Below are 22932 nucleotides of genomic sequence, written 5' to 3'. Positions count from 1 at the left end.
CTTTCCGACTGTCAGGGGGCCGATGTATGTTGCGCACGCCTGCGGGACTCTCGCCGCAGATCCCTCTCAGAATGGTGATTCCGGCGATTCCCCGATGAGCTCGGCACGAACCCTCAGGCGACTCCTCACCCGCTGGCCGCTCCTCGCGGTCGTCGGACTGTGCCTGACGTTCGTCCTTCCCGCGCTCGCGGTGGCCGAACCTGCCGCCGCCGAGCAGGCGCCCGTGCTCACCGACGAGGCGCCCGCGCCGGTCGACGAGGCCCCGCCCGCCGAGCCCGCCCCGGCCCCCGCCGACGAGGGCCCCGGCCCGGTCGACCAGGGCCCGCCGCCCGCCGAGGACGGGGGCGCGTCGCCGGCCCCGGCCCCGCCGCCGTCCGAGCAGCCGCCCGTCGCCCAGGCGCCGCCGGCGCCGGCCGGCGAGGTGACGCCGCAGCCCGGCGGCACGGTCGCACCGGTGCAGGTGGGCCCGCTGCCCCTCGCCCCCGACGCCCCGCGGGCCGTCGAGGTCGTCAAGCTGCCGCCGCTGCCCGGCCCGGCCGTCGCGCCGGCGCCCGCCGTGGCGGACCCGGTGCCGGCCGTCGAGCTCGCCACCCCGGACACCCCGGTCGCGGCCCCGCCGGCCGCCCCGAAGGCCGAGGAGCCGGCCGTGGCGCCCGCCGCCGCGGTGGCGCCGCCGCACATCGAGCGCGACGCGTTCGGCGCGGCCAACCCGCTCACCCAGCTCGACGGCCCGATCGCCGTCGAGCCGCCGCCGGCCACGGCCGTCGCACAGGCCGCCGCGGGTGACCTCGACCCCGACGCCCTCGCCGGCCCGCGCCTGGTGGCGCCCGTCGGCGACGCCGGCAACGCCAGCCTGCTGGCGGTGCTGGCCGGCTACGTGCTGCCCGGCTCGGGCACGCCCCCGACCACCCTGCTGCTGATCGTGCTGGTCGGCATGCTGAGCGCGGCGCTCTACGCGCCGCGCCCCCGCCTGTCCGAGCGCGTGGTGGCGCTCGGCCTGCTGCGCCACTCCACCGGCCACGGCACGGCGGTCTGCAGGCCCGGCTGAGCGACCCCCGCCCCGCCCGAGGTGCGCCTCGGGACCGGGGCATCGCGTCCCGCGCCGCGCGCGTCCCGCGCCGGCGCACCACCTTTCGCGACAGATGGGGTTCCCTGAAATGCAGCCGATGCAGATCCTGGTTCTCGGGCCCGAGGGGGCCGGGCGCTCCGCCCTCGAGCAGACGCTCACCCGCCTGGGCTACGTGGTGATGGCCGCCGAGGCGCGCCCCCACCGCATCCCGCCGGCCGCCGGCGACATCGTGATGGTCGACCTGCGCGACGAGTCGGCCGACTGGCGCGGGGTCACCGAGGCCCTGCAGGCCGACGAGCGGCCGCTGATGATCGTCTCCGACGCCCCGCGCCGGCTGGTGCGCGCCCTCTCGGGCCGCCCGGCGGGCACGATGGTGATGACCGGCGCCGAGTCCGACGCCGGCTACCGGGTCGCCCTCAGCGTCTGCCAGGCGCTGCGCCAGAGCGCGCTCGAGCGCGCCGGCCGCGACGGCACGTCGGTCCGGGTGGCGGCGCTGTGATGCGCGCCGCCACCTCCGGCCCGTCCCCGCACCGGCCCACGCGGCCGCGGCGGACGGGCCGGGCGGGCGGCCCGCCCGGCGCCCGCGCACGCGGGTAGACTCGCCGCCATGAGCCTCTTCAGCGGCGTCGACGTCGTCTTCTACCAGGTGTGCTCCATGGACAAGGCGGTCGAGTTCTACTCGGGCGTCCTCGGCCTGGAGGTCCTCCGCCGCGAGGGCAACGACTGGACCGAGCTCCGGGCCGGCGACACCACACTCGCCCTCTCCGGCGAGCTCGCCACGCGCCCCCACCAGGGCGGCGCCACGGTCATCCTGAGCGCGCCGGACATCGAGGCGGTGGAGCGCCGCCTCGCCGAGCACGGCGTGCAGCGCGGCCCGATCGAGGACATGGGCGGTGCGCGCATGCTGCAGTTCCACGACCCCGACGGCAACGAGATCGTCGCGCTGGAGCCGCCCCGGTAGCGCCTAGCCCGCCTCCCCCGCGGGAGGCGGCCCCGCAGCCGACCGCGCCTCGGCGACGGCGGCCATGAAGCCCTCGGCGTCCTCCACGCCGATCCCGACCCGCCCCGCGCTCCAGGCGAGCGGGGCCCGCACGCGCACCGGCGAGGCGAGCTCGAGCACCACGACCTCCCCGGGCCGCGCCACGAACGCGACCATGCCGCGCGCGATGCGCGCGCCGACGCCGCCCCACCACGGCCAGTGCATCCGGCCCACGCGGGCGACCTGCGAGACGGGGATGTCCGCGCCCCCGTGCAGGCCCATGCGCACGCGCACCCGGTCCCCGTCGACGACCGCCTCGGGCCGGCGCGAGCCCAGGCTCAGCAGGATCGGCTGCAGCCACGGGCTGCGTCGCAGGGGGAAGCGCTGCACGGGCTAAGGGTACGCGCCGGAGCCGGCTACAATCAGGGGTCGGAGCCCGAGGGGAGACGACGTGGCGGCACGCAGGTGGTACGGACGCGATCGCGGGCTGACGACCCGCATGACGCTCACCATGCTCGGGCTGGGCGTGATCTACGTCGTCTTCATCAGCGCCCTCATCGCCGCCGGCGTCAGCGCCGTGGCGGTGCTGGTGATCGCCGGGGCCATCGCGCTGGTGCAGCTGCTGCTCGGCGACAAGCTGGCGCTGGCCTCCATGCGGGCGAGGGTCACCGAGCCGCACGAGGCGCCCGAGCTGCACGCGATGATCGAGCGGCTCTGCCAGCTCAACGACATCCCGAAGCCGAAGGTCGCGATCGCCGACACGGAGGTGCCCAACGCCTTCGCCGCCGGCCACAGCCGCAAGAGCGCGACCGTCTGCGTGACCACCGGCATCATGGCCCGCCTGGAGCCCCGCGAGCTGGAGGGCGTCATCGCCCACGAGCTGGCGCACATCGCCAATCGCGACGTGGTGGTGATGACCGTCGCCGGGTTCCTCGCGACGGTGGCCGGCCTGCTGGTCCGGATGGGCGTCTACAGCGGGATGATGGGCGGCGGCGGCCGCGACCGGCGCGACAACGGCGCCGCCGTGTTCCTGATCGTGGTGCTGGTCTCGATCGTGGTCTACATCGTGTCGTTCCTGCTGCTGCGCGCGCTCTCGCGCTACCGCGAGTTCGCGGCCGACCGCGGGGCGGCGATCATGACCGGCGCCCCCGCGCAGCTCGCCGCCGCGCTCGCGCACATCTCCGGAGACATGGCGCGCATCCCCACGAAGGACCTGCGCGCCGCCGAGGGCATGAACGCCTTCTTCATCATCCCGGCCGTCTCGCGCGGGTTCTCGCTGTCGAGCCTCGTCTCCACGCACCCGCCGGTCGAGAAGCGCATCGAGCGGCTGCTGGCGATGCAGGCGCAGCTCGACGCGAACCCCGGCGCCACCCTCTAGGAGGCAAGCCCCCGTGGGGCTCTTCGACATCCTGCGCGGCCAGCGCACGCCCAAGCGCGCCGACCTCGACCAGCTCTTCGCCCTCGGCTCGGCCGCGCTCACGCTCGACGCCGGCCTGGGGCTGCGCACCACCGGCCGCGCCGGCGTGTGCTTCAAGTCGATCGAGGCCGGCGAGTTCGAGCGCCTGGTGCGCGAGATCGAGGAGCTGCTCGACGCCACCAGCTCGTCGTCGGGCACGGTGGTGAGCCGCCACGACGACGAGCTCGGGTTCTCGTGGGTGGTCGTCAACGACCCCGACATGGAGGACCTCGTCACCACCACCCACGTGGTGAGCCGCTCGCTGGAGGACCGCGGCTTCTCGGAGCGCCTCTTGTGCGCGGTCTTCGGGTTCGACGGCGAGCTCGGCCAGGTCGACCTGGTCTACGCGTACAAGCGCGGCAACTTCTACCCGTTCGCGCCGCGCGAGGGCAGGCGCCGCGACAACGCCCTCGAGCTGCGGCTCAAGTCGGCGCTCGGCGCCGACTTGCCGATCGAGCCCGAGCTGGAGCGCTGGTACCCCGTCTGGGAGGCGCCGGTCGGGCGCTGAGCCCGGGGCGCCGCCCGGGCGGCCGTCCCCCGCTAGTTGGGGATCAGCCCCTCGGAGGAGAGCAGCTCGCGGGCCTCGGCGAGCGTGGTGCCGTGACCCGGCACGATCGCGTCGGAGGCGTGCAGCTCGTCCGCCGAGAGCGGCGAGCCCTTGGCGATGACGGCGTCGACCAGCTCCGTGAGGGCGCTCGCGAAGCCGGCCTCGTCGTCGGCCTCGGCCGCGGCCTGCACCCGGTCGTCGATCTCGCTGACGGCGGCGAACGCCGCGTCGTCGAGCCGGTACTGCCCCTCGCCGAGGATCCTGACGATCACGACGCCTTCTCCCCGCTCTCGATGGAACCCTGGCCGGAGGCGCCCGACCCGGGGCCGAGCTCGGCGCGCATCTTCTCCAGCTCGGCGTCGACGCTGCCGCCGATCGCCAGCTGCTCGAGCTCGCGGTCGATGGAGTCGCGCCCGTCGGTGATGTCGGTGAGGGCGCCCGACTCGAGCAGCTCGTCGATGGCGCCGGCGCGGGCGCGCATCGTCTCGGTCTTGTTCTCGGCCCGCTCGATCGCCATGCCGACGTCGGCCATCTCCTCCGACACGCCGCTGAAAGCCTCGCCGATCTTCGTCTGGGCCTCCGCCGCCGTGTACTGGGCCTTGATCGTCTCCTTGCGGGTGCGGAAGGCCTCGACCTTGGCCGAGAGCCGCTGCTCGGCCAGCACCAGCTTGTCCTGCTCACCCTGCAGCTGGGCGCGCTGCTCGTCGATGCTCTGCAACTGCAGCTGGACCGCCTTCTTGCGCTCCAGCGCCACGCGGGCGAGGTCCTCGCGGCTCTGCTGCAGCGCCTGGCGGGCCTGGCCGTCGAGCTTCTCGACGTTCTGCTCGAGCTTTGCCGCCTGCAGCTCCAGGCGCTTCTTGCTCGTCGCCACGTCGGCGACGCCGCGGCGCACCTTCTGCAGCAGCTCCAGCTGCTTCTCGTACGAGTAGTCGAGCGTCTCGCGCGGATCCTCGGCCTTGTCGAGGGCCTTGCTGGCCTTGGCCTTGACGATGGTCGTGAACCGAGCCATGAGGCCCATGGGACCGCTCCTCCCGAGTGCGCCGGCGAACCGGCCGAGGATAGCATCGGCCCCGTGGGTCCCCCTCCGCTGACCGGCCTCCGCGTGCTCGACTGCTCGCACAACCTCGCGGGGCCGCTGACCGCCATGCACCTGGGCGATCTCGGCGCCGAGGTGATCAAGGTCGAGCGCCCGTCCGGCGACGAGTGGCGCGACCACGAGCGCATCCCCGGCCGGCCCGGCATGAGCCGCCACTACGCCCAGGCCAACCGCAACAAGCGGGCCGTCTGCCTCGACCTCGCCACCGACGACGGCCGCGCCGTCGTGCGCCAGCTCGTCGCCCGCGCCGACGTCCTGGTCACCAACATGCGCCCCGGCGTCCCCGAGAAGCTCGGCTTCGGCTGGGAGGACGCCCGCAGGCTCAACCCGGGGCTCGTCTACTGCGAGATCTCCGCCTTCGGCCGGGAGGGCCCCCGCGGCGGCCGGCCGGGCTACGACCTGCTCGGCGAGGCGCTGGCCGGCTTCATGCCGCCCGGCTGGGCGACGCCCGGCAGCCCGCCGACCGGGTCGCCCGTGCCGATCAACGACACGGCCCTGCCGCTGCTGGCCTCCACCGGCATCCTCGCCGCCCTCATCGAGCGCGGCCGCACCGGCCGCGGCCAGCGGGTCGAGGCCTCGATCCTCGGCTCCGCCGTCGCCCTCAACGCCCACTCGCTGGTGCGCATCGAGAGCCTCCCGCAGCACGGCACGCCGACCTTCTCCCGCGCCTTCTACCGCGCCTACGCAACGCGCGACGGCTGGATCGCCGTCGCCGCCTACGCCGAGCGCCTGGCCCGCCGCTTCTGCGAGGCCGTCGGGCGCCCCGGGCTGCTCGACGCGCCGCCGTGGGACGACCGCGCCGCCCGCGTCACCCGCGCCGAGGAGCTCGTCGCCGAGTTCGCCCCGACCCTGCGCGAGCGCACGACCGCGGAATGGGACGAGGCCTTCGCCGCCCACGGCGTGCCCGCCGTCCCCGTCCAGGAGCGCGACGAGCTCTTCGACGACCCCCAGGCCCGCGCGGAGGGCCTGCTCGCAGAGATCGACGACCACGAGCTCGGCCGCCTCACCATGACCGCGCCGGTCGTGAAGCTCTCCGACACCCCCGGCGCGATCCGCTTCGCGGGCCGCCGGCTCGGCGCCGACACCCGCGAGGTGCTCGCGGAGCTGGGCCACGACGACGCCGAGATCGAGCGGCTCCTCGCCGCCGGCGTGGCGGTCGCCGCGACGTGAGCGACCTCGTGCGCCGCCGCGTGATCGTCCACGGACGGGTCCAGGGCGTCTTCTTCAGGGACTCCTGCCGTCAGGAGGCGGAGCGACGAGGCGTCGCGGGGTGGGTGCGGAACACCGCCGACGGCACCGTCGAGGCCGTGTTCGAGGGGCCGGAGGAGGCCGTCGCGGCGATGGTGGCGTGGTGCTCGGTCGGCCCACCACGTGCGCAGGTGCAGCGCGTCGAGCCGCTCGACGAGGCCCCAGAGGGCGTCCGGCGGTTCGCGATCCGCTGAGGCGGAAGCCTCATGCCGGCGCGCGCCGGGCGCTCATGGGCGTATCTCGCTGACCCGGAACGTCTCCTCGACGGCGTCGCGAAGCTGGGAATCGACGATCATGATCCGTCTCGAGCGCCGGTCCGCCGCCTCCGGCGTCGGCGCCCGCCACAACGACATGACGTCGTCGGCCATGGTCCTGAGCAGCGCGTGGAACTGGTCCCCCAGGACCACCCGCTCGGAGGTGAGGTCCTCATACACCGCCGTGAGCCTCGGCTCGATGGCGCGCGACGGGACGCGGCCGGCGTGCTGCCGGTTGATGTCGGTGGCCACGCGCCCCAGGCGCCCGCTCAGCCCCGCCACCAGGTTGAACCGCCGGGTGAGAAGCCGGTCCTCGAAGCCCGAGCGTCGCGTGAGGCGCAGCTCCCGCTCCGTCCGCTCGGCCTCGAACTCGGAGCGGACCGTCTCCTCGACGACGGCGCGGACGACGAAGAGCGCCGCGGCCGCGATCACGAGGAGGATCGCCACCGGCTTCGAGTAGCCCCTGAGCCAGGAGACGATCTCCCCCACCGGCCACCTCCGGGATGGAACGACGGGCGTCCTGGATGCGGTGACCCTATGCGGGGCCCTGATGCGGTGACAATCGTCGTCGCGCGGGTCGCGGCCCGTATGCGGCGCCCGGGTCTACCGCAGGTCGATGACCTCGCGGCTCCGCAGGTGGGTCTGCACCTTCCGCTTCACGCGCTGGAGGGCGTTGTCGACCGTCTTCGGGGTGCAGTCGAGGCGGCCGGCGATCTCCTCGTAGGGGCGCCCCTCGAGGTACATGGTGAGGACGCCGCTCTCGAGGTCGGAGAGGGTCTCGCCGAGGCATCCGACGAGGCTGCGAAGCTCCTCGGATGAGATCACCTGGGAGACGGGGTCGACGACCGGGTCGCTCGGGAGGACCTCGGCGAGCGACATCTCCTGGTCGCCGCTCGACCCCGCGCGCGTGTGGCTGAACGACACGTAGGTGTTGAGCGGGGCGTGCTTGTTGCGGGCGGCCGTCTTGATGGCGGTGATGATCTGGCGCGTCACGCACAGCTCGGCGAACGAGCGGAACGAGGCCTCGCGGTCGACCCGGTAGTCGCGCACGGCCTTGAAGAAGCCGATGAGGCCCTCCTGGATGAGGTCCTCGCTCTCGCCGCCGGCGAGGAAGTACGCGCTCGCCTTCATGCGGACGAACCCGCGGTACTTGTCGATCAGCTTGTCCATCGCGGCGGGATCGCCCGCGCGGGCGCGGCTGATCAGGGCCCGATCCTGTGCCTCGACGAAAGGTTGAGCCCCGGTGCCCTCGGCCCGGTCGGCGCGCCCCCTGGATGCTGTCTGTGCACGTGAGAACGCGATGGCCATGGGCTTTCTCCCTCGCTCGAGCGCGGAGTCTCAAGCTGAACTGAAGCGTTTGGATCGGACGAGTTGAGCATTGTTATCGTCCGTACAAGCCCGGGTCAACGCGGCAATCCCGCAAATAGCGGAAATCCTACGTGCGCAACGTTTCATACAGCAGCAACGCCGTGGCGACCGAGATGTTGAGCGAGGCCACCCGCCCCGCCATCGGGATGCGCGCCAGGTGGTCGCACGACTCGCGCACGCGGGGGCGCAGCCCCTCCCCCTCCGCCCCCATCACGAGCAGCACGTCGCGCGGCCAGGCGAGCGCCCGGTAGTCCTCGGCGCCGTCGGGGTGGGCGCCGATCGCGAGGCGGCCGCCGCCCCGGGCGTCGTGGAGGAAGGCGACCATGCTGCCGACCCGCGCGATCGCGAGGTGCTCGACCGCCCCGGCCGACGCCTTCGCCACGACCGGGGTGACGCCCGGGCTGCCCCGGCGCTGGATCACGATGCCGGCCGCGCCGGCGGCCTCGGCGACCCGGGCGATGGCGCCCAGGTTGCGCGGGTCCTGGGCGCCGTCCAGGCAGACGACGGGGCCGGGGCGCGCCAGCAGCTCGGCGGGCTCGGCGTAGGGGTAGGCCCCCGTGAGGGCCACCACGCCCTGGTGGTCGGCGGTGCCGGCGATACGGCCGAGCTCGTCGCGGCCCGCGGTGCGCACGTCTGCGCCCGCCAGCCAGGGCTCGCCGGCGAGCTGCGGCAGGGCGACGACCTCGTGGACCTCGCGCCGCCCGGCGGCCAGCAGCTCGCGCACCGGGTTGCGGCCGTAGACGACCTCCGCCCCGTCCGGACGCGGACGGCGGCGGCTCACGCCGGCTCGACCCGCGGGCCTCCGGGCGTGTCGGTGATCGTCCAGCCGCGCTCGCGCACCGCCTCGCGCAGCGCGTCGGCCCCGGCGAAGTCGCGGGCGGCGCGGGCCTCCTCGCGCCGGGCGACCATCCGCATGACCTCGTCGGGCGCCTGCGCGGCGGGGCCGCGGTCGATGCCGGCGAGGCCGAGCACGTCGAGCAGGCCCACCAGCTCGCGGCGCGCCTCGCGCAGCTGCCCGCTGCCCGCCCGGCCGGCGTCGATCGCCCGGTTGAGGCCGCGCACCATCTCGAACAGGGCCGCGAACGCCTCGGGCGTGCCGAAGTCGTCGTCGAGCGCGCGGAAGAAGCCGTCGCGGCCCTCCACGATCGTGCGCGAGAGGTCGGGGTCGTGGCCCTCGCGCTCCTCGGCCGTCGCGCGGTCGAGCGCGCGCAGCACGTTGGCGAAGCGCTCCACCACCGCCCTCGCGTCGGCCAGCCGCTCGGGGGTGAACGGCAGCTTGGAGCGGTAGTGGCTCGTCAGGAAGAAGGCGATCACCACCTCGGGCGACCACTCGTCGAGCACGTCGGCGAGCGGCGCGATGTTGCCGATGCTCTTGCTCATCTTCTCCTCGCCGAGCTCGAGCATCTCGTTGTGCATCCAGATGCGCGCCATGCAGCCGCCGTGGGCGCCCTCGGACTGCGCGATCTCGTTCTCGTGGTGGGGGAAGACCAGGTCGATGCCGCCGCCGTGGATCTCGAAGCCGTGGCCGAGCGCCGACTCGGCCATGGCCGAGCACTCGATGTGCCACCCGGGACGGCCGGGGCCCCAGGGCGAGTCCCACCAGGTGTCCTCGCCGGGCTTGCGCCCCTTCCAGAGCGCGAAGTCGAGGGGGGACTCCTTGCCCGGCCCCGGCTCGGCGGCCACCATCTCGTCGAGGCGGCGCCCCGACAGGCGGCCGTAGCCCGGGAAGCGCTCGACCCGGTAGTAGACGCCGCCCTCGGCGGCGTAGGCGAGGCCGCGATCGACGAGCGCGGCGATGAGCTCGATGATCTGCGGAATCGAGTCGGTGACGCGCGGCTCCGCGTCGGGCCGGCCCAGCCCCAGCCGGCCGGTGTCCTCGATGTAGGCCGTCGAGTAGCGCTCCGCGAGCTCGGCGCTGCCGACGCCCTCCGCCGTGGCGGCGTCGTAGATCTTGTCGTTGACGTCGGTCAGGTTGGAGACCAGCCGCACCCGCAGGCCGCGACGCTCCAGGTAGCGCTTGAGCACCGAGAACACCACGTAGGGACGCGCGTTGCCGATATGGATGCGCCCGTAGACGGTGGGGCCGCAGACGTAGATGCGCACGGTGCCGTCGGGCGAGGCCTCGAGCGGTTCCTTGCGCTTGGTCAGCGTGGAGTGGATGCGGACGCCGGTCACGCCGACTCCACCAGCGCGACGGCCGTGCAGGCGACGCCCTCGCCCCGGCCGAGCGCGCCGAGGCCGTCGGTGGTCGTGGCGGCGACGGTCACCGGGCCGCCGATGATCGACGACATGGCGGCCGCCATGCCCTCCCGGTACGGCGCCAGCCGCGGCGCCTCGCAGACGGCCACCGCGTGCACGTTGACGACCGCGAAGCCGGCCTCGGCCATCCGCTCCGCCACGACCGCCAGCATGCGCGCGCCGGACACGCCGGCCCAGCGCGGGTCGCCGGAGGGGAAGACGACGCCGATGTCGGGCAGGCCGCAGGCGGCGAGCAGCGCGTCGCAGACCGCGTGCGCGATCACGTCGCCGTCGGAGTGGCCCATCAGCCCCTCCGGGTGGTCGACCCGCAGGGTGCCCAGCAGCAGCGGGCGCCCGAGGCCGAAGCGGTGGGCGTCCACCCCCGTGCCGACCCTCATCCCCATCGCAGCGTCTCCTGGGTCGGCGTGCGCCCGCGGAAGCGGGTGAGCGTCTCGTAGCCGGCGCCGCGCAGGGCGGCGACGGCGGTGGGGTAGTCGGCGGCGACGTCGTCGGGCGAGTGGGCGTCGCTCGCCAGCGTCGCGGGCGCGCCGGCGGCCCGCAGGCGCGCCAGCAGGCCGGGCTCGGGGTAGAGCTCGCCGACCGGCTTGCGCAGGCCGGCCGAGGAGCACTCGATCGCCACGCCGCTCGCCGCGATCGCCGCGACGGCCTCGTCCAGGCGCTCGGCGAGCGCGGCAGGCATGCGGTGGCCGAAGACCTTGGGCAGGTCGGGGTGGGCGAGCACGTCGAACAGGCCCGAGCGGGCCGCGGCCACGAGCTCGTCGAGGTACGCCGACCAGACGGCCTGCGCGTCCATGGCGTCCCAGGCCGGGAAATCGGGGTGGTCGACGCCGTGGGCGCCCAGCCAGTGCACCGAGCCGAGCACCAGGTCGAACGGCCGGCCCTCCAGGAAGCGGGCGACCTCGTCCTCGCGACCGGGCAGCCAATCCATCTCGACGCCGACGAGCACCGGCAGGCCGGCCTCGCGGGCCGCCACCAGCGCGTCGCAGTAGGCGTCGACGTCCTCGGTGGCCTCCTCGCGCCACCAGGGGTTGTCGAGCCAATCGCGCGCCTGGGCGAAGCGGTGGACGTGCTCGGTGAACGCGATCTCGGTCACCGCCCGCGAGCGCGCCCGCGCGACGTACTCGCCGATCCAGCCGGTCGACAGGTGGCCGCCGTGCGCCTCCCAGCGGTGGGCCGCCGCCCTCCGGGCGTCCCGGCCGTCCGGCTGCAGATGCATGTGGTAGTCGGTCAGCACGGGATCGCGGGGGATCCTACCCGCCGCCCCGCGCCGCGAGCATGGCCTCGGCCAGGGCGCGGTCGGCCGGGGTGGTCACCTTGGGGTTGGGCGCGGTGCTCGGCACCAGCCGCACCGTGGCGCCGCTGCCCTCGAGCAGCGAGGCGCAGTCGGTGGCGAGCGCCAGGCGGCCCGCGGCGTCGGCGGCGGCCACGGCCGCGCGCAGCGTGGCCGTGTGGAAGGCCTGGGGGGTCTGGGCGCCCCAGAGCCCCTCGCGCGGCACGGTGCGGGCGATGGCCCCGGCGTCGTCGGCGAGCTTCAGGGTGTCGACGACCGGGGCGGCGGCGATCGCGCCGTCGGCGTGCTCGAGCGCGTCGAGCACCGCGCCCACGAGCTCCGGCGCCATCAGCGGGCGGGCGGCGTCGTGCACGAGCACCCGCCCGGCGGCGGCGGGCACCGCCGCGAGCGCCTCGCGCACCGACTCGGCCCGGCTGGCGCCGCCGGGCACCACGGCGAGGCCGTCGCGGCCGACCGCGGCCCGCACCTGGTCCTCCATGCCGGGCGGCGCGGCGACCACCACGTGGTCGATGCGCCCTGCGGCGGCGAGGGCCTCGAGCGTCCACGCCACCATGGGCCGGCCGGCGAGCGGCATGAGCGCCTTGGGGACGCCCGCGCCCATGCGGACGCCGGCCCCGGCGGCGACGACGATTGCGGCGACGGGCATCGCCGAGCAGGATGCCAGGCATGAGCCTCCACGTCGGGACCTCGGGCTGGGCCTACCCGGAGTGGCGGCCCGCCTTCTACCCGCCCGGCGTGCCGCAGTCGCGCTTCCTGGAGCACTACTCGGGGCTCCTGACCGCCTGCGAGATCAACGCGACCTTCTACCGGCTGCAGTCCGAGTCGACCGTCACGCGGTGGGCGGAGGCGACCCCGCCAGGCTTCCGCTTCGCCGCGAAGGTCCACCGGCGCCTGACCCACGCCCGGGCCCTGCCGCCCCACGAGGGCGGCGCCGAGTTCCTCGAGCGCTTCCTCGAGTCGCTCACCGGCCTCGGCGACCGGCTGGGCGCCGTGCTGGTGCAGCTGCCGCCGACGCGCGAGCGGGACGACGGCGCGCTCGCCGACCTGCTCGCGTGCCTGCCGCCGGGGCTGCCGGTCGCGATGGAGTTCCGCCACGACTCGTGGCGCGCGCCCGAGGTGGAGGAGCGCATCGCGGCCGCCGGCGGCACCGTGTGCGTGGCCGAGACGCGCGGCGCCGTGCTCGACCGCCTGCCCGAGGGGCCGCTCGCCTACGTGCGCCTGCGCGCCGACGCCTACCCCGACGACGCGGTCGACGGCTGGCGGGCGCTGCTCGAGCGCGAGGCGGCGGACCGGCCGGTGCACGTCTTCGCCAAGCACGAGGGCGTGCCGGCCGACGTGCCCCACGCCGGCGTGGGGCTGGCGCTGCGGCTGGTGGGCGCCGCCGCCTGAGCGCGGGCCCCGGCGGGCTCAGCCCCCGGCCGGCAGCCGGGCGAAGATCATCTTGCCCGAGGGGCTCTGGAGCATGCTGGTCACCTCGACCGTCACCTCCGCGCCCACCGAGCCGCGGCCGCCCTCCACGACGACCATCGTGCCGTCCTGCAGGTAGCCGACGCCCTGGTCGTACTCGCGCCCCTCGCGGATCACCTTCACCGTGAGCGGCTCGCCCGGCAGCACCGCGGGGCGCAGCGCGTTGGCCAGCTCGTTGACGTTCAGCACCTCGACGCCCTGGATGCCGGCGACCTTGTTGAGGTTGTAGTCCACCGTGACGATGGAGGCGCCCGCCTCCTGCGCCATCCGCACCAGCTTGGCGTCGACGCCCTCGGCCCCGGGGTACTCGCCGCCGCGCACGGCGAACCCGCCGTTGGCAGTGGCCTTCAGCTCCTCCACGATCTCCAGGCCCCGGCGGCCGCGGGCGCGCTTGAGGGCGTCGGACGAGTCGGCCACCCGCTGCAGCTCCTCGAGCACGAAGTCGGGGATGACGATCGCGCCCGACAGGAAGCGGGTGCGCATGATGTCCGCCAGCCGGCCGTCGATGATCGCGCTGGTGTCGATGAGCCGGGTCGGCGCCGGCTGACCCGAGCGGGAGCGGATCCCGACCAGCCGCAGGATGTCGACGTGCTTGCGGGCGGCGACGCGGCTGAAGACGTACGCCACGATCAGCACCACGGGCAGCAGCAGGTAGGGCCCGATGATCGGCAGCCGCGCCACGGCCACGCCAGCCAGCGCCGCGGCGACGAGGCCCACCACCAGCCCCAGCGCGCCGACGGTCAGCTCCGCCGCCGAGCGGCGGTCCGCCGCCCGCTCGATGGCGCCCATGCGGTCGCGCAGGAGGCGGCCCAGCAGGCCGCCCACCAGCCAGCCGACCAACGCCGCCACCACGGTGGCGGCCGCCCAGGCGACGTAGTCCCACGGGGAGGAGAGCCAGTCGTCCAGGGGGAGTGCGGACCCCGCCTGGTAGGCGCCGAGGCCGCAGATGACGGCGAGGACGACCCGGCTGACGGCGATCAGCACCCCGTCACCCCTCGTGTCGCCCGATCGGCGGGCGGAACCCCCGTCATCCCGCTGGCCCCTTCTCCGTGTCCGTTCTTGCGCCCACCTCCGCCCCAACGGTACCCCGCGCCGCCGGATCGGCAGCAATGGCGGGGACGCCGGCCGCGCCGGCGCCCCCGCGCGGCTGCTAGTCGACGAGCGCCTCGGCGCCCTTCTTGCCGCCCTTCGCGGTCGCGCCGGCGCGCCGGCCGCCGATGTCCTCCAGGAGGTTCTCCAGGAAGTCGATGGCCTCCTGCTCCTCCATGTCGCGCGCGTACATCAGCTCGCTCGCGAGGATCTTCTTGGCACGGCCGAACATCTGCTTCTCGCCGGTGGACAGGCCCTTGTCGAGGTCGCGGATCGACAGGTTCCGCACCACCTCGGCCAGCTCGAAGATGTCGCCGGTCTTGATCTTGTCGCGGTTGTGCTTGAAGCGCCGGTTCCAGTTCTTCGGCATCTGGGTGCCGTCATCGCGGAGCACGGCCAGCACCTCGTCGACCGTCTCCTCGGCGATCACCTTGCGCAGGCCGGCGGCCTCGGCGTTCTCGCAGGGGACCATCACGGTCATGTCGTTGTAGAGGATCTGGATCGTGAGGTACTCGCGGCGCTGCCCGAGGATCTCCTTCAGCTCCTTCTTGACGATCTTCCCCGCGCCGTGGTGCGGGTAGACGACCTTGTCTCCGACCTCGTACAACCGCTCACCCCTCGTTCGTCATCGACATGACAGCCCGGCTCACCGGGCGAAGGCGACCTCGAGGGCCTCCCGCACCCCCGGGATCGCGTGGACGTGACGGGGCGACGGCGATCCCGCCTCCCCGTTCACCTCGACGGGCGGCGTCACGGCGACCTCCGTGCCGTGCGCCGCGGCGGCCGCCAGCCGCCGCATGCCGTGGCCGGCCGGCCGTACCGCGCCGGTCAGCCCCAGCTCCCCGAAGGCGGCCGTCCCGGCCGCCAGCGGGACGCCCCGGTGCGCGCTCGTGATCGCCAGCGCCATGGCCAGGTCGGCCGCGGGGTCGAGGGCGCGAGCCCCTCCCGCAACGCTGACGAACACGTCCGCGTCACCCAGACGCACACCCGCGTGCCGCGAGAGCACCGCGACGACCTGCGCCAGCCGCGTGCGGTCGACGCCGATCGCCACGCGCCGCGGCGGCACGATCTCGGTGGGCCCCACGAGGGCCTGGATCTCGACGAGCAGCGCGCGGCTGCCCTCGATCGCCGGGAAGACGCACGAGCCCACCCGCTCGCCCGCCTCGGCGAGGTACAGGCGCGTCGGGTCCTCCACGGACACCAGGCCGGTGGAGCGCATCTCGAACAGCCCGGTCTCGTTGGTCGAGCCGAAGCGGTTCTTGGTCGCGCGCAGCACCCGCTGCGCACGCATGTCGTCGCCCTCGAACGACAGCACGCAGTCGACGAGGTGCTCCAGGGTGCGCGGGCCCGCGAGCCCGCCGTCCTTCGTCACCTGGCCGACGAGCAGGATGGTGACCCCGCGCTCCTTGGCGGCGCGCATCAGCTCGACCGTCGCCTGGCGCACCTGACTGGGGGCGCCGGGGGCGCCCTCCACCATGTCGGAGGCCAGGGTCTGCACCGAGTCGATCGCGCAGACCGCCGGGGCGTGGGCCTCGATCGCCGCGATCACCGCCTCGAGGCGCGTCTCGGCCAGCACCTCGACCGGGCCGCAGTCGCAGCGGAGGCGCTCCGAGCGCGAGCGCACCTGCACCGCCGACTCCTCGCCGGTCACGAGCAGGGCGCGGGCGTCGCGGGCCAGGCTGGCGAGCGCCTGCAGCACGAGGGTGCTCTTGCCGATGCCGGGCTCGCCGCCGAGCAGCACGAGCGAGCCGGGCACGAGGCCGCCCCCGAGCACGCGGTCGAGCTCCGGGATGCCGGTGGCCATGCGCTCGGGCGTCTCGTCGACCAGGTCGGCCAGCCGCGTGATCGCCGGGACCGGGGCCAGCGCGGCCCCGCGGGCGCGCGTCGGCGCGACGGCCGCCTGCTCGGCGACCGTGCCCCACTCTCCGCAGCCCGGGCAGCGCCCAACCCAGCGTGGGGCCTGCTGTCCGCAGGCCCCACACAGGTAGACCGCCTTTGCGCGTGACTGCGCCACGCGGCGCTCCGTCTCGGCTATCGCTAGGAGTCCGTCGAGCCGGAGGGCGCGTCCTCGGCCGGGGCGCCGGCGGTGGCCCCCACGGTCTCCGGCTGCGACTGCGGCTCGGTGACGACGAGCTTCATGTCCTCGCCGTCGCGGTCCACCACGACGCTGCTGCCCTCGGCGAAGCCGCCCGACAGGAGCTGGTCCGACAGCGGGTCCTCGATCAGGCGCTGGATCGCCCGGCGCAGCGGCCGCGCCCCCATGGTGGGGTCGTAGCCCTGCTCCACCAGCAGGTCCTTCGCCTCGTCGGTGAGCCGCAGCGCCAGGCCGTGCTCCTTCATCTGGTTCTGCAGGCGGACGAGGAGCAGATCGACGATCCGGGTGATCTCCTCCTTCGTCAGCTTGTGGAACACGATGATCTCGTCGATGCGGTTGATCAGCTCGGGCCGGAACACGCGCTTGAGCTCGCCCATGATCCGCGACTTCATGTCGTCGTAGGAGAGGCCGGTCTCGTCCGTGACCGAGAAGCCGAGCGGCGTGTTGCGCGAGATGGTGGCCGCGCCGATGTTCGAGGTCATGATCAGGATGGCGTTGCGGAAGTCCACCGAGCGCCCCTGGGCGTCGGTGAGCCGGCCGTCCTCGAGGATCTGCAGCAGGATGTTGAAGACCTCGGGGTGCGCCTTCTCGACCTCGTCGAGCAGGATCACCGAGTAGGGCTTGCGGCGCACCTGCTCGGTGAGCTGGCCGCCCTCGTCGTAGCCGATGTAGCCCGGGGGCGAGCCGACCAGGCGCGACACCGCGTGCTTCTCCATGTACTCGGACATGTCGACCTGGATCAGCGCGCTCTCGTCGCCGAACAGGAACTCGGCGAGCGTGCGGGCGAGCTCCGTCTTCCCGACGCCCGACGGGCCGAGGAAGATGAACGAGCCGGCGGGCCGCTTGGGGTCCTTGATGCCGGCGCGGGCGCGGCGGATCGCGCGGGAGACGGCCGCGATGGCCTGCTCCTGCCCGATGACGCGCTTGTGGAGCTCCTCCTCCATCCGCAGCAGCTTCTGCGTCTCGGCCTCGGTGAGCTTGAACACCGGGATGCCGGTCCACATGGAGACGATGTCGGCGATCTCCTCCTCGCCGATGGAGGCCCGCGGGCCGCCCTCGTCGCTCTTCCACTGCTCCTCGAGCTCGCGCTTCTTGTTCGTGAGGCGCCGCTCCTTGTCGCGGAGGTTGGCGGCCTTCTCGAACTCCTGCGCCTCGATGGCCGCTTCCTTCTCCTTGCGGACCTGGTCGATCTCGTCCTCGAGCTCCCGGTAGGTCGGGGGCGCGGTCATCGTGCGGATGCGCATGCGCGACGACGCCTCGTCGATGAGGTCGATGGCCTTGTCCGGCAGGAAGCGGTCGGCGATGTAGCGGTCGGCCAGGTTGGCCGCCGCGGCGAGCGCCTCGTCGGTGATCGTGACCCGGTGGTGGGCCTCGTAGCGGTCGCGGAGGCCGCGCAGGATCTGCTCGGTCTCCTCCTGCGAGGGCTCGTCCACCTGGATCTTCTGGAAGCGCCGCTCCAGCGCCGAGTCGCGCTCGAGGTACTTGCGGTACTCGTCGAGCGTGGTGGCGCCGACGGTCTGCAGCTCACCGCGCGCGAGGGCCGGCTTGAGGATGGAGGCCGCGTCGATCGCGCCCTCCGCGGCGCCGGCGCCGACGAGGTTGTGGAGCTCGTCGATGAACAGGATGATGTCGCCGCGCTGGGTGATCTCCTTCATCACCTTCTTCAGGCGCTCCTCGAACTCGCCCCGGTACTTGGAGCCGGCCACGAGCGCCGCGAGGTCGAGCGTGTAGATCTGCTTGTTGCGCAGCAGCTCGGGGACCTCGTTGCTCGCGATGCGCTGGGCGAGGCCCTCGATGACGGCGGTCTTGCCGACGCCGGGCTCGCCGATGAGCACGGGGTTGTTCTTGGTGCGCCGCGACAGGATCTGCATGACCCGCTCGATCTCGGTCTGGCGGCCCACGACGGGGTCGAGCTTGCCCTCGGCGGCGAGCTTCGTGAGGTTGCGGCCGAACTGGTCGAGCAGCTTGCTCGACTTCTTGTCGCCGCCGCTCCCCGCGGCCTGGCCCTGCTGGCGCCGGCCGGGGCCGGACAGCATCCGGATGATCTCGTTGCGGATCTTCTCCGAGTCCGCGTCGAAGTCGGCCAGGATGCGGGCGGCCACGCCCTCGTTCTCGCGCACGAGGCCGAGCAGGATGTGCTCCGTGCCGATGTAGTTGTGGCCCAGCGAGAGCGCCTCCCGCAGCGCGAGCTCCAGGACCTTCTTGGCGCGCGGCGTGAACGGGATCTGGCCGGAGGTGACCTCCTCGCCGGAGCCCACGATCCGGATGACCTGGGCCCGGACCTCCTCCACGGTGATCTCGAGGCCCTCGAGCACGCGCGCGGCGAGGCCCTCCTCCTCACGGAGCAGGCCCAGCAGGATGTGCTCGGTCCCGATGTAGTTGTGCTTGAGGGTGCGCGCCTCTTCCTGGGCCAGCACGACGACCTGCCGTGCGCGCTCGGTGAACCGTTCGAACATCGGGATTCCCCTTCCTGCTCACCCGCCCCCGGAGACGCGAAAACCGCGCCGGCGAAGGACGACGGGCGTTGGAGAGTGCGGGACTTCGAGGTGTGTCGCGGGAGACCGCCTGCCCCGAGAGGGTAGCACGGCCTCCGCGCCGCGCCCCCGCCCGCCGGAGGGGGTCCGCGGCCTCGCTCTGTGGCGGCCGGAGGGCGCGATCATCACCCGATGATGATCGCGCCCTCGGAGGGCCGCGGACCTGCGGACGGGCTAGCGGTTGACGCGCCGGTCCTGGTCCGGGTAGACGAGCAGGCCCATCGTGCGGGCGCGCTTGACCGCCTTGGCGACCAGCGACTGCTGCCGGCGGGACAGGCCGGTGATCCGCCGCGACCGGATCTTCCCGCGCTCGCTGACGAAGCGGCGGAGCGAGGGGTAGTTCTTCCAGTCGATCTCCTCGGCCGCGAGCTGCGGCCGGCGCTTGCGCTGCGCGGGTGCGCCGCCCTTGCGTCCCTTCGTCTTGGATCTCGCCCGGCCTCGTGGCTTCGCCATCCGCTCCTCGGTCTCTCGTACTGCGACGGCCGGGCACTATAGCGCAGCGCCCGCGCCCGGCGCGCGGACCGGTCGCCTCGGAGACGCTGAAGCACGACGGGCGCGCGGCCCGCCGGGCGAGAACCGAGCGATCCGGATGGCCGCGGCCGACACCGATGCCGGTTGCATCGGCGTTGACGCGGACGCCGGAGCGCGACGGTTCGCAGCCGGCGGACGCGTGGCCGACGTCGTCAGCGGGCTCCTGACTACCGCGGCAGGACCGCCCGCATGCCGTTCACGCGGCGGCGCAGGTACCGCTTGCCCATCTTCCAGGTCAGCATGCCGAGCCCGGCGTAGAGGGTCTTGCGCATCGTCGGACCTCCTCGTGTCGGGGATGTTCGCCGGATCAGGCGCGCTTCAGCGCGTCGGCGGCGTCGGAGGCCGCCTCCTGGAGCTTCTCGCCGGCCTGCTTGGCCTTCCCGCCGGCCTGGTCGGCGCGGCCCTCGCGCTTGCGCTCCTCGTCGCCCGTCAGGGCGCCGGCCGCCTCCTTGAGCTTGCCCGCCGTCTCCTGCCGCTCGCCCTCGCCCATGACCGTCTCCTCACGCTCGGGTCCGTTCCCCGAGGGGTGCCCGCCGCCACGGGCGGGGAAACGGGACCGGCTAGGAGCGCATGGCCGGGAAGAGCACGACCTCCCGGATGCTGTGGCGGTCGGTCAGCAGCATCACCAGGCGGTCGATGCCCAGGCCGAGGCCGCCCGTGGGCGGCATGCCGTGCTCGAGCGCGGCGAGGAAGTCCTCGTCGGTCGGCTGCGCCTCGTCGTCGCCCGCCTCGCGGTCGGCCGCCTGCATGGCGAAGCGCTCACGCTGGTCGTCGGGGTCGTTGAGCTCCGTGAACGCGTTGGCGATCTCCATGCCGCCCGCGAAGGCCTCGAAGCGCTCCACGATCGCGGGGTCGTCGGGGTGGCGCTTCGCGAACGGCGACAGCTCGAGCGGGTAGTCGTAGAGGATCGTCGGCTGGATCAGGGTCGGCTCGAGGGCCTGGGAGAGGATGCCGTCGACGAGCTTCGCCCAGGGCACGCCGTCGGGCGCGTCGAGGCCGGCGGCGCGCATGGCGGCGCGCAGCGACGCCTCGTCGGGGTGCTCGCGCACGTCGACGCCGCTCGCCTCGCGCAGCGCGTCGCGGAAGTCGAGGCGCCGCCACGGCGGCGCGAAGTCGATGGTCTCGCCCTTCCACGCGACGCTCGTGCCGCCCGTGGCCTCGCGCGCGACGCTGGACACGAGCTGCTCCAGCATGTCCATCACGTCGCGGTAGTCCGCGAAGGCCTCGTAGGTCTCGACCATCGTGAACTCGGGGTTGTGCTTGTGGCTGACGCCCTCGTTGCGGAAGTCCTTGCCGAGCTCGTAGACCTTCTCCAGGCCGCCGACGATGCAGCGCTTGAGGTAGAGCTCGGTGGCGATCCGCAGGTAGAGGTCGCGGCCCAGCGCGTTGTGGTGGGTGATGAACGGCCGCGCCGCCGCGCCGCCGTAGATCGGCTGCAGGGTGGGCGTCTCGACCTCGACGAAGCCGCGCCCGTCGAGGAAGCGGCGCACCGCGGCGATCGCCTTCGAGCGCGTGATGAAGGCCTCGCGCGCGTCCGGGTCGGACATGAGCTCGAGGTAGCGCTGGCGGAAGCGCGTCTCCGGGTCGCGCACGCCGGCGTGCTTGTCGGGCGGCGGCCGCAGCGCCTTGGCCAGCAGCACCACCTCGTCGAGCGCCACCGACAGCTCGCCCCGGCGGGTGCGCGTGACCGGGCCGGCCGCGCCGAGGATGTCGCCCAGGTCCAGGTCGAGCACGGCGGCCATGCCCTCCTCGCCCAGCCGGTCGACCGAGGCCCACAGCTGGATGCGGCCGCTGCGGTCGTCCAGGTCGAGGAAGGCCACCTTGCCCTGGCCGCGGCGCGCGGCCAGCCGCCCGGCCACGCGGACGACCTCCTCGCCGCGCTCGCCCGGCTGCAGCCCCTCGTGGCCGGCGCGGACGCCGGCGATCTCCCGGCGGCCGGGGAAGCGCGCGGGGAACGGGTCGATCCCCGCCTCGCGGAGCGCCTGGGCCTTGCCCCTGCGCTCGGCGACGAGCGCCTGCAGCCCGCCCTCGGGCGGCGCGGCCTCAGCCGTCGTGATCACCCGCCTGGATGTCCACGATCTGGTACTGGAGCGGCCCGCGCGGGGTCGGGATGGTGACCTTGTCGCCCTTCTTGCGGCCGAGCAGCGCCTTGCCGACGGGGCTCTCGTTGGAGAGGCGGCCGTTCTTCGGGTCGGCCTCGGCAGAACCCACGATCGAGTACTCGCGGGTGGCCTTGCTCTTCGTGTCCTTGAGGGTCACGTGCGCGCCGATCGACACCGTGTCGGTCGACAGGTGCTCGGTGTCCACCACCCGGGCGTTGCGGAGCTTCTGCTCGAGCGACTGGATGCGGTAGAAGAGCTGCGCCTGCTCGTTCTTGGCGTCGTCGTACTCCGAGTTCTCGGAGATGTCGCCGAACTCCCGCGCCTCCTTGATCCGCTCCGCGACCTCGCGACGCTTCGTGGTCGAGAGGTACTCGATCTCCTCCTTGAGCTTCGCGTAGCCCTCTTCCGTCAGGATCACTTCGCGGTCCATCGGGTGGGTCTCCTTCGTCTTCGTGCGGGGGTCGGCCCGGAGCGGCGCCGAAAGGTAGCTACGCCCGTAGCGGTTATCAAGCCGCCGCCGACGCGGCGGCCAGGGAGCGCAGGCGCCCCAGCGCGGCGTCGAGCGTCGGCAGGGTGAGCAATGCGGCGAGGTCGTCCGGGTGCACGTCGTGCCCCGCCAGGTACCAGGGATAGAACTTGCGCATGTACCCGACGACCCGCTGGTCGCCCAGGGCCAGGCGGGCGTCGGCGGCGAAGGCGGCGAGCTCGTCGATGACCTCGTCCAGCGACGGGCGCGGCCGCCGCGCGCCGCGCAGCAGGTCGCCGAACGTCCACGGGTAGCCGAGCGCGGCCCGGCCCACGGCGATCGCCGCGCAGCCGGTGCCCTCGAGCACGCGCAGGGCGTCGGCGGGGGTCGCGATGTCGCCGCTCGCGATGACCGGCACGTCGACCGCGGCCACGACCTCGGCGGTGATGCGGTGGTCGGCGCGGCCCTCGTACTCCTCGGCCGCGGCCCGCGGGTGGAAGCAGATCGCGGCGGCCCCGGCCGCCGCGAAGCGGCGGGCCGTCTCCGCCGGGTCGGACGAGGCCGGGGTGAGCCCGCGGCGCATCTTGACCGTCACCGGCACCCGCACCGCCCGCGCCATGGCCTCCACGATGGCGGCCGCGGCCTCGGGGTCCGCCAGCAGCGCGGCGCCCGCGCCGGTCTTGCAGATCTTGGGCACCGGGCAGCCCATGTTGACGTCGATCATGTCCGCGCCCGCCGCCTCGACGGCCAGGGCGGCCTCGACCATCGCGTCGCGGTCGGCGCCGAACACCTGCACGCCCACCGGGTGCTCGTCGGCCGCGATCTCGAGCATCCCGAGCGTCTTGCGGTTGGCGTAGCGGATGCCGAAGCTGGCGATCATCTCGGACACGGTCAGGCCCGCGCCGTGGCGGCGCGACTGGCGCCGGAAGGCCCAGTTGGCGATGCCGGCGAGCGGCGCCTGCACGAGCCGGTTCTCCAGCCGCAGGCCGCCGATGGCGAAGGGCTCGGCAACGGGCCAGCGGGCGGGCGGCGCCTCGGCCGCCGGGTCCGCGGCGGCCCGCTCGGCCAGGATCGCGCGCAT

The 22932-nt window shown here is 74.0% G+C and carries 27 protein-coding genes; 8 read left to right on the top strand and 19 right to left on the bottom strand.

Translation table 11 applies throughout. From position 1 onward, the window contains the following. The first annotated feature begins 94 nt into the window (after positions 1 to 94). The 3 genes from ITJ85_RS04125 (at position 95) to ITJ85_RS04115 (ending at position 2030) form a co-directional block, all read left to right on the top strand. Entirely contained in the window at positions 95 to 1048 is a 954-nt protein-coding gene (locus ITJ85_RS04125) for a hypothetical protein (RefSeq protein WP_217915093.1), read from the top strand. 94 nt (positions 1049 to 1142) lie between these two features. Then, positions 1143 to 1568 carry a hypothetical protein gene (locus tag ITJ85_RS04120; RefSeq protein WP_217914245.1) on the top strand — a complete coding sequence of 142 codons (426 nt, stop codon included), beginning with the start codon at positions 1143 to 1145 and terminating at the stop codon, positions 1566 to 1568. Between the two features lie 108 nt (positions 1569 to 1676). Then, positions 1677 to 2030 (top strand): VOC family protein, encoded by a 354-nt coding sequence (locus ITJ85_RS04115; protein WP_217915092.1) that lies wholly within the window; start codon positions 1677 to 1679, stop codon positions 2028 to 2030. A 3-nt stretch (positions 2031 to 2033) separates the two neighbouring features. Here ITJ85_RS04115 and ITJ85_RS04110 read toward each other — a convergent pair whose 3' ends face one another. Next, entirely contained in the window at positions 2034 to 2438 is a 405-nt protein-coding gene (locus ITJ85_RS04110) for a hypothetical protein (RefSeq protein WP_217915091.1), read from the bottom strand. A 61-nt stretch (positions 2439 to 2499) separates the two neighbouring features. Here ITJ85_RS04110 and htpX point away from each other — a divergent pair, with 61 nt between their 5' ends. Both htpX and pspAB read left to right on the top strand, forming a co-directional pair. Further along, complete coding sequence (htpX, locus tag ITJ85_RS04105) at positions 2500 to 3426, top strand: zinc metalloprotease HtpX (protein ID WP_217915090.1); 927 nt, start codon at positions 2500 to 2502, stop codon at positions 3424 to 3426. Positions 3427 to 3439: 13 nt separating this feature from the next. After that, positions 3440 to 4012, top strand: a complete 573-nt coding sequence (gene pspAB, locus ITJ85_RS04100) for a PspA-associated protein PspAB (protein ID WP_217915089.1) — start codon at positions 3440 to 3442, stop codon at positions 4010 to 4012. 32 nt (positions 4013 to 4044) lie between these two features. Here pspAB and pspAA read toward each other — a convergent pair whose 3' ends face one another. Together pspAA and ITJ85_RS04090 are read right to left on the bottom strand one after the other, a co-directional pair. Further along, positions 4045 to 4323, bottom strand: a complete 279-nt coding sequence (pspAA, locus tag ITJ85_RS04095) for a PspA-associated protein PspAA (RefSeq protein WP_217915088.1) — start codon at positions 4321 to 4323, stop codon at positions 4045 to 4047. After that, the gene (locus ITJ85_RS04090) at positions 4320 to 5069 is read right to left on the bottom strand and encodes a PspA/IM30 family protein (RefSeq protein WP_217915087.1); all 750 of its coding nucleotides are present in this window, start codon (positions 5067 to 5069) and stop codon (positions 4320 to 4322) included. Before ITJ85_RS04090 ends, pspAA begins: the two co-directional genes overlap by 4 nt. Before the next feature lie 54 nt (positions 5070 to 5123). On the opposite strand from ITJ85_RS04090, the gene ITJ85_RS04085 reads away from it, so the two are divergent. Together ITJ85_RS04085 and ITJ85_RS04080 are read left to right on the top strand one after the other, a co-directional pair. After that, the gene (locus tag ITJ85_RS04085; RefSeq protein ID WP_217915086.1) at positions 5124 to 6317 is read left to right on the top strand and encodes a CaiB/BaiF CoA transferase family protein; all 1194 of its coding nucleotides are present in this window, start codon (positions 5124 to 5126) and stop codon (positions 6315 to 6317) included. Further along, a complete protein-coding gene (locus ITJ85_RS04080) occupies positions 6314 to 6589 on the top strand; it encodes an acylphosphatase (RefSeq protein WP_217915085.1) in 276 nt (91 codons plus the stop codon). Before ITJ85_RS04085 ends, ITJ85_RS04080 begins: the two co-directional genes overlap by 4 nt. Positions 6590 to 6622: 33 nt before the next feature. Here ITJ85_RS04080 and ITJ85_RS04075 read toward each other — a convergent pair whose 3' ends face one another. The 7 genes from ITJ85_RS04075 to ispD form a co-directional block, all read right to left on the bottom strand. Beyond that, entirely contained in the window at positions 6623 to 7138 is a 516-nt protein-coding gene (locus tag ITJ85_RS04075) for a hypothetical protein (protein ID WP_217915084.1), read from the bottom strand. A gap of 114 nt (positions 7139 to 7252) precedes the next feature. Then, complete coding sequence (gene sigH / locus ITJ85_RS04070) at positions 7253 to 7957, bottom strand: RNA polymerase sporulation sigma factor SigH (protein WP_217915083.1); 705 nt, start codon at positions 7955 to 7957, stop codon at positions 7253 to 7255. Between the two features lie 127 nt (positions 7958 to 8084). Continuing rightward, complete coding sequence (locus ITJ85_RS04065) at positions 8085 to 8798, bottom strand: TrmH family RNA methyltransferase (protein WP_217915082.1); 714 nt, start codon at positions 8796 to 8798, stop codon at positions 8085 to 8087. Beyond that, positions 8795 to 10192 carry a cysteine--tRNA ligase gene (gene cysS, locus ITJ85_RS04060; protein ID WP_217915081.1) on the bottom strand — a complete coding sequence of 466 codons (1398 nt, stop codon included), beginning with the start codon at positions 10190 to 10192 and terminating at the stop codon, positions 8795 to 8797. The genes ITJ85_RS04065 and cysS overlap by 4 nt, the downstream gene beginning before the upstream one ends. Next, the gene (gene ispF, locus ITJ85_RS04055) at positions 10189 to 10653 is read right to left on the bottom strand and encodes a 2-C-methyl-D-erythritol 2,4-cyclodiphosphate synthase (protein WP_217915080.1); all 465 of its coding nucleotides are present in this window, start codon (positions 10651 to 10653) and stop codon (positions 10189 to 10191) included. The genes cysS and ispF overlap by 4 nt, the downstream gene beginning before the upstream one ends. Further along, positions 10650 to 11510, bottom strand: a complete 861-nt coding sequence (locus tag ITJ85_RS04050; protein ID WP_217915079.1) for a PHP domain-containing protein — start codon at positions 11508 to 11510, stop codon at positions 10650 to 10652. The genes ispF and ITJ85_RS04050 overlap by 4 nt, the downstream gene beginning before the upstream one ends. Positions 11511 to 11526: 16 nt before the next feature. After that, positions 11527 to 12213 (bottom strand): 2-C-methyl-D-erythritol 4-phosphate cytidylyltransferase, encoded by a 687-nt coding sequence (ispD, locus tag ITJ85_RS04045; RefSeq protein ID WP_217915078.1) that lies wholly within the window; start codon positions 12211 to 12213, stop codon positions 11527 to 11529. 20 nt (positions 12214 to 12233) lie between these two features. On the opposite strand from ispD, the gene ITJ85_RS04040 reads away from it, so the two are divergent. Continuing rightward, positions 12234 to 12956 (top strand): DUF72 domain-containing protein, encoded by a 723-nt coding sequence (locus tag ITJ85_RS04040; RefSeq protein WP_217915077.1) that lies wholly within the window; start codon positions 12234 to 12236, stop codon positions 12954 to 12956. Between the two features lie 18 nt (positions 12957 to 12974). Here ITJ85_RS04040 and ITJ85_RS04035 read toward each other — a convergent pair whose 3' ends face one another. The 9 genes from ITJ85_RS04035 to ITJ85_RS03995 all read right to left on the bottom strand — a co-directional run bounded on the left by ITJ85_RS04035 (position 12975) and on the right by ITJ85_RS03995 (position 22932). Continuing rightward, positions 12975 to 14018 carry a PIN/TRAM domain-containing protein gene (locus tag ITJ85_RS04035; protein ID WP_217915076.1) on the bottom strand — a complete coding sequence of 348 codons (1044 nt, stop codon included), beginning with the start codon at positions 14016 to 14018 and terminating at the stop codon, positions 12975 to 12977. Positions 14019 to 14184: 166 nt separating this feature from the next. Beyond that, complete coding sequence (locus ITJ85_RS04030; RefSeq protein ID WP_217915075.1) at positions 14185 to 14730, bottom strand: CarD family transcriptional regulator; 546 nt, start codon at positions 14728 to 14730, stop codon at positions 14185 to 14187. 39 nt (positions 14731 to 14769) lie between these two features. Further along, positions 14770 to 16137 carry a DNA repair protein RadA gene (radA, locus tag ITJ85_RS04025; protein ID WP_217915074.1) on the bottom strand — a complete coding sequence of 456 codons (1368 nt, stop codon included), beginning with the start codon at positions 16135 to 16137 and terminating at the stop codon, positions 14770 to 14772. Positions 16138 to 16160: 23 nt separating this feature from the next. Continuing rightward, complete coding sequence (locus ITJ85_RS04020; RefSeq protein WP_217915073.1) at positions 16161 to 18674, bottom strand: ATP-dependent Clp protease ATP-binding subunit; 2514 nt, start codon at positions 18672 to 18674, stop codon at positions 16161 to 16163. A 252-nt stretch (positions 18675 to 18926) separates the two neighbouring features. Beyond that, complete coding sequence (gene rpsR, locus ITJ85_RS04015; protein ID WP_217915072.1) at positions 18927 to 19205, bottom strand: 30S ribosomal protein S18; 279 nt, start codon at positions 19203 to 19205, stop codon at positions 18927 to 18929. Positions 19206 to 19590: 385 nt separating this feature from the next. Continuing rightward, complete coding sequence (locus ITJ85_RS04010; protein WP_217915071.1) at positions 19591 to 19773, bottom strand: CsbD family protein; 183 nt, start codon at positions 19771 to 19773, stop codon at positions 19591 to 19593. 70 nt (positions 19774 to 19843) lie between these two features. Continuing rightward, a complete protein-coding gene (gene lysS, locus ITJ85_RS04005; protein ID WP_425517103.1) occupies positions 19844 to 21340 on the bottom strand; it encodes a lysine--tRNA ligase in 1497 nt (498 codons plus the stop codon). Then, positions 21327 to 21815 (bottom strand): transcription elongation factor GreA, encoded by a 489-nt coding sequence (gene greA / locus ITJ85_RS04000; protein ID WP_217915069.1) that lies wholly within the window; start codon positions 21813 to 21815, stop codon positions 21327 to 21329. The genes lysS and greA overlap by 14 nt, the downstream gene beginning before the upstream one ends. Positions 21816 to 21891: 76 nt before the next feature. Further along, positions 21892 to 22932 carry a tRNA dihydrouridine synthase gene (locus tag ITJ85_RS03995; RefSeq protein ID WP_217915068.1) on the bottom strand — a complete coding sequence of 347 codons (1041 nt, stop codon included), beginning with the start codon at positions 22930 to 22932 and terminating at the stop codon, positions 21892 to 21894.

The organism is Miltoncostaea marina (genome assembly GCF_018141525.1).
Lineage (GTDB): Bacteria > Actinomycetota > Thermoleophilia > Miltoncostaeales > Miltoncostaeaceae > Miltoncostaea > Miltoncostaea marina.
The sequence above is the reverse complement of the archived record's forward strand: the minus strand, read 5'-3'. Positions and strand labels throughout refer to the sequence as shown.

What these genes read in the sequence shown, in the direction of transcription:
- ITJ85_RS03995 (WP_217915068.1), bottom strand. Translation starts at nt 22,932, where the DNA reads ATGCGCGCGATCCTGGCCGAGCGGGCCGCCGCGGACCCGGCGGCCGAG.
- ITJ85_RS04120 (WP_217914245.1), top strand. Translation starts at nt 1,143, where the DNA reads ATGGGGTTCCCTGAAATGCAGCCGATGCAGATCCTGGTTCTCGGGCCC.
- ITJ85_RS04040 (WP_217915077.1), top strand. Translation starts at nt 12,234, where the DNA reads ATGAGCCTCCACGTCGGGACCTCGGGCTGGGCCTACCCGGAGTGGCGG.
- ispD (WP_217915078.1), bottom strand. Translation starts at nt 12,213, where the DNA reads ATGCCCGTCGCCGCAATCGTCGTCGCCGCCGGGGCCGGCGTCCGCATG.
- ITJ85_RS04115 (WP_217915092.1), top strand. Translation starts at nt 1,677, where the DNA reads ATGAGCCTCTTCAGCGGCGTCGACGTCGTCTTCTACCAGGTGTGCTCC.
- ITJ85_RS04125 (WP_217915093.1), top strand. Translation starts at nt 95, where the DNA reads ATGAGCTCGGCACGAACCCTCAGGCGACTCCTCACCCGCTGGCCGCTC.
- ITJ85_RS04090 (WP_217915087.1), bottom strand. Translation starts at nt 5,069, where the DNA reads ATGGGCCTCATGGCTCGGTTCACGACCATCGTCAAGGCCAAGGCCAGC.
- greA (WP_217915069.1), bottom strand. Translation starts at nt 21,815, where the DNA reads ATGGACCGCGAAGTGATCCTGACGGAAGAGGGCTACGCGAAGCTCAAG.
- ispF (WP_217915080.1), bottom strand. Translation starts at nt 10,653, where the DNA reads ATGAGGGTCGGCACGGGGGTGGACGCCCACCGCTTCGGCCTCGGGCGC.
- rpsR (WP_217915072.1), bottom strand. Translation starts at nt 19,205, where the DNA reads ATGGCGAAGCCACGAGGCCGGGCGAGATCCAAGACGAAGGGACGCAAG.
- ITJ85_RS04010 (WP_217915071.1), bottom strand. Translation starts at nt 19,773, where the DNA reads ATGGGCGAGGGCGAGCGGCAGGAGACGGCGGGCAAGCTCAAGGAGGCG.
- ITJ85_RS04020 (WP_217915073.1), bottom strand. Translation starts at nt 18,674, where the DNA reads ATGTTCGAACGGTTCACCGAGCGCGCACGGCAGGTCGTCGTGCTGGCC.
- sigH (WP_217915083.1), bottom strand. Translation starts at nt 7,957, where the DNA reads ATGGCCATCGCGTTCTCACGTGCACAGACAGCATCCAGGGGGCGCGCC.